4 protein-coding genes are annotated in these 4,026 nt (G+C 35.8%); all 4 read left to right on the forward strand.

All coding sequences use genetic code 11. From position 1 onward, the window contains the following. A partial coding sequence (locus RMR19_RS10615; protein WP_310603465.1) for a hypothetical protein occupies nucleotides 1–1,288 on the forward strand: 1,288 nt, incomplete at its 5' end. Between the two features lie 17 nt (nucleotides 1,289–1,305). Then, nucleotides 1,306–1,668, forward strand: coding sequence for a DUF6711 family protein (locus RMR19_RS10620; RefSeq protein ID WP_310603466.1), 363 nt, complete (start codon nucleotides 1,306–1,308; stop codon nucleotides 1,666–1,668). Nucleotides 1,669–1,676: 8 nt separating this feature from the next. Beyond that, the gene (locus tag RMR19_RS10625) at nucleotides 1,677–3,755 is read left to right on the forward strand and encodes a hypothetical protein (RefSeq protein ID WP_310603467.1); all 2,079 of its coding nucleotides are present in this window, start codon (nucleotides 1,677–1,679) and stop codon (nucleotides 3,753–3,755) included. 16 nt (nucleotides 3,756–3,771) lie between these two features. Further along, nucleotides 3,772–4,026: hypothetical protein (locus RMR19_RS10630; RefSeq protein ID WP_310603468.1), on the forward strand; the 255-nt coding region annotated here is incomplete at its 3' end.

Below are 4,026 nucleotides of genomic sequence, written 5' to 3' on the forward strand. Positions count from 1 at the left end.
TGTAACGAGCGGATTTGACCAGCTAAGTGGTTCAGCTAAATCAAATCTTAAGGATTTGCTTAAGGAAATGGAACCTACGCAAGAGGCAATGGAGAGACAGGCAAAACAGTGGGAAGCAGAGGGTAAAAAAGTACCTGAAAACATATCCAAAGGTCTTACATCTATATACATGCTTCAAGCAATGGTAGGAGACACGGAAGCTATTGCGAAATTGGTTGGTGCAACAATGGGGAGCTCTGATGAGTATAAAAAGATGTTGCAAACAGCTATAGATAATGGTGAAGATGTTCCAGAAGCAGTTATTGATGGCATGAATTTAAAAGCTCCTGATGTAGGTATGAGCATTGAAGAACTGATTGCTACAATTGATACAGGTTTAACATCTCAATCAGAGTTGGTTAAGAAAACAGCAAAAGAAAGTGGTAAAGCTGTTGGAGATGAATTCGCAGAAGGAATGGACAGTAAACAAAAGAAAACAAGTAAATCAGGAAAAGATTTGGCGAACGAAGGTAAATCAGGTTTTAAAGATGCTTTAGGAATCAAGGGAGAGGGTTCTAGTGATTTCAAACTGTTTGCTAACTATTGTGCAGGCAGCTTTACAACTGGACTTGAAAATAAGGAATCTAGTATAAAAAAGGCTGGAAAAAGTGCTGGTTCTAATGCCAAAACAGGGATAAAAGAAGAGCTGAATATATCAAATGGACAATCAGCAGATTTCAAAACATTTGGTGAGCAAACCATGAAGGGTTTTGCAGCAGGAATTACTGCAAATTGGGGTGGTGCTGCACAGGCCGTTAAAGATGCTATGAAGAAGGCAAAGGAAGCTGGGAAAACGGAACTGGATATTCATTCACCTTCAAGGGTGTTTAGGAAATTCGGTGAATATACAATAGAAGGTTATAACATTGGCGTTACTGAAAGCTCAGAAGATACAGTCAGCACGATGAGAAAGTGGGCAAATAAGGTTAAAAGTTCTGCTGATGGGTTAACTATTAATCCTCTTACATTCCAAAGTGCATATAAGGTTAATACACAAGGACTAGAAGGGTATCAAGATTTAGTTAGTGGAAATGTTTCAATAGGTGGCAAGATAGAAAACTCAACTACAAATTCAATCGTAATCGAAGGACTTAAGGATGAATTGTATTCAGCTATAAAGCAAGCAATAGCAGAAATGCCACAAGGAGATAGTGTTCTTATTGTAGATGGAAAAGAAATGGCCAGAACAGTTAACAAACATAATGTATTTAATAATCAAAGGTACCAAACGACTGTTGCTATCACTTAATAGGGGGTGTGGTCAATATGGCAATGATTAAAATTGAGGGTGTGTCCGTAAAGGACCCATCCTCTTTTTCATGGAGTTTATTTGATTTGTCAAGCGAAGATGGGGCAGGAAGAACGCTTGCTGGTACTGCTACAAAAGATATCGTTGTACAGAAAAGAAAATTATCTGTTACATGGAATAATATTGGAAAAGATGATGCAGAAACAATATTGAAACAAGTTAATAGCAAGGTTTTTTTCAGTGTAACTTATCCAGACGCTATGACAGGGACAAATTTGACAAAAACTTTTTATGTCGGCGATAGAAAAACAGACATGAAAATATGGTCACCAACAAAAAAATTATATAAAACATTATCCTTTGAGATTATAGAAAAGTAGGTGATGCAGTGGCAATCAATGTTAGTAATGAGTATAAAGAGTATATTAAAAATCAAAGAAGATTTCATGGGAAAGCGCAGATAACGCTTGCTAACGGAACAATATTAAATCTAACGGATGAAGATTTTATGAGTGGTGGAATAGCAATAGAAGATGCGACAAGTGGTACAAGTTCATTTGATATTGGTTCAGTTATTATTAATCAGCTTACACTAAAATTGAATAACACAGAAGATAAGTTCTCGTTATATGACTTCAATGGAGCTTCTATTTTGCCTTATGTAGGTCTTGAATTATCGAATACTATAGAATGGTTACATAAGGGTATTTTTGAAGTATATGAGCCTAATTCAAGCAATGGAATAATTAATATAATCGCATTTGATAACATGAAAAAATTAGATAAACCATTTTCATTATGCACAATAGATTTCCCATGTACAGTGTTTGCTTTGCTACAACAATGCTGTCTTGATTGTGAGGTGCCATTGCTTTCAAGTTCATTCACAAACGCTTCACTAGTAATTACCAATAGACCAACAAGTGAGGCTATAACATACCGTGAAATAGTTAGCCATATCGCACAATTAAGTGGCTGTTATGCTAGATGTGATATATATGGAAGATTGGAACTGAAATGGTATGATACAGGAGCATTTGAACAAGAAGATAATGTAGATGGTGGAACATTTGATATTGCAACCGAATCGTCATATAAGAGTGGAGATAACAAAGACGGAGGAAACTTCACAAATTATTCAAGTGGTGATTCTGTAGATGGCGGAACGTTTCTTAATCAAGGCCAATATCATCACTTGTATGATATTATGACCACTCCTACAATAGCTACAGATGATGTAGTTATTACAGGATTAAAAGTGTCTATGGTTGATACAGAGGGAGTTGAAACGTCTAGTCTTTATGGGAGTGCAGGATATGTATTGGAAATTGCAAATAACCCATTGATTTCAAGGGAACAAGTAACGACTATTGCTAATAGTGTAGGAGCAACGATTGTCGGAATGAAGTTCAGACCGTTATCAATATCAGTTGTAGGTGATCCATCAATAGAAGCTGGAGACTGTGCTTATGTAACAGACAGAAAACAAAACACGTATCAAACCTACATCACGAATGTAAGATATAGGATTGGCTCAAATGAATCTATTTCATGTGGAGCAGAAAGTCCAAGTAGTTTGTCAAGTTCTCGCTTCACGGAAGCCACAAAGGCTATTGTTGCTTCACGGAAGGTTGCAAAGTCAGAAATAACAAAGTACGATTCAGCAGTACAACAATTAAATGATTTACTTGCTCATTCGTTTGGTGTTTATAAGACAGAGCAAGTACAAGAAGATGGTTCGGTTATCTATTACATGCACAACAAACCTACACTTGCTGCATCTATGACAATTTGGAAACAAACGGCTGATGCTTTTGCAGTAAGTACAGATGGTGGAAAAACTTATACAGCAGGGTTTGATTCTAATGGAAATGCTGTTCTTAACGTTCTGAATGCTATTGGAATTAATGCAAACTGGATTAATACAGGAACAATTAAAGGTATTCGTGGAGAGTTTGATAATGGCAGGATAGGTAAGTTTAATATAACTAGTGGAGGACTTGAAAACGATAGTTTTAAACTTTACGATGCTGATAATAGACCGTGGCTGTGGATGCATGATTCCGTAGATGATAAACATTCAACGATGCAAACGGTTGGATTTTTGCATTCTGATGGTAATTTAATGGCAGAGGATAATGAAAATTGTTTATTGAATTCTGATGGAATGAAGATTTCGGTTATAGAAAATAATCAATATGTGCTAGAAACAAGTTATAAAAAAGACGGAATATATACAGATGGTGAATTAAATATTTATGCTCAACATGGAAATATCATGTTCATGGAAGATTATGTTGCTTTTTCCGCAAATGGCGGTCAGATTCAAATTTACGATAATAATATTCATATAAATAGTACTGATGATGTATTTGTAAATGGACGTAGCGTGAATGATTTGTTTCAAACTATATACTCAATGCAATCTGATATTGCTACAATTAAAGCAAAATTGAATATAACATAGGTGAGGTGGTGTAGAGATGGCGATTCAGTCAAGACGTGGAAATATAGCAAACTTCAATAAGGAAAAGATGCTTCCTGGAGAGTTTGGCATTGCATTAGATTCTCAAGAAGCATTTATATGTTTTGGCGCAGGAGTTACTAAGAAAATGGCAACAAATGAAGATTATCAAGACATGATGGACGATTGTGTTACAGTTACGCAGACTGCTCAAGAGGTTGTAGATAATTTTAATGCTTTAGAATTTGAGAAATTGGCAATCGATGATAGTAGA

Origin of the sequence: Anaerosporobacter sp., from assembly GCF_031551385.1 — a bacterium.
Classification (GTDB): Bacteria; Bacillota; Clostridia; order Lachnospirales; family Lachnospiraceae; genus Anaerosporobacter.